Below are 550 nucleotides of genomic sequence, written 5' to 3' on the forward strand. Positions count from 1 at the left end.
ACGGAGAATAAAAAAAGTAAATTGAATAAAGATTTGCAGGATAATTTTACAGCTCCTATAAGTGCTTTAGAGAAATCCATATCTGATCTCGATGAGAAGTTAGTTTCTATCATCATAGAGAATGATACATTAAGAGCACAAGTTAAGATAGCTAAATCAGTACCTGGTATTGGTCATACCACAGCTATGGCTTTACTTGTTGCAACAGGAGGTTTTACACGTTTTGTTAGTGGAAAACAAATAGCCTGTTATTCAGGTGTAGTACCTTTTAGTTACAGTTCAGGAAGTAGCATAAGAGGTCGGGGTAAGGTATCTAAAAAGTCAGACAAACGCCTTAAAAGTTTATTGCATATGTGTGCATGTTCTGTGATTTTAATACCTGGTGAATTACAGGATTATTATAAGAGGAAGGTGGCTGAAGGGAAGAGTAAAATGTGTGTTATTAATGCAGTTCGGAATAAATTAATTCAAAGAGTTTTTGCATGTGTGAGAGATGGTGTAGAATATGATAAAAATTATAGTCATTCTCTTGGATAATCCATACAAATCC

At 34.2% G+C, this 550-nt stretch carries 1 protein-coding gene; it reads left to right on the forward strand.

Going from position 1 to position 550, the window contains the following annotated elements; all coding sequences use genetic code 11:
- On the forward strand, nucleotides 1–537 hold a 537-nt coding region (locus tag ACXAHM_RS26335), incomplete at its 5' end, for a transposase (protein ID WP_474967066.1).
- Nucleotides 538–550 lie beyond the last annotated feature (13 nt).

The organism is Flammeovirga sp. AWQ4_249 (assembly GCF_056161045.1).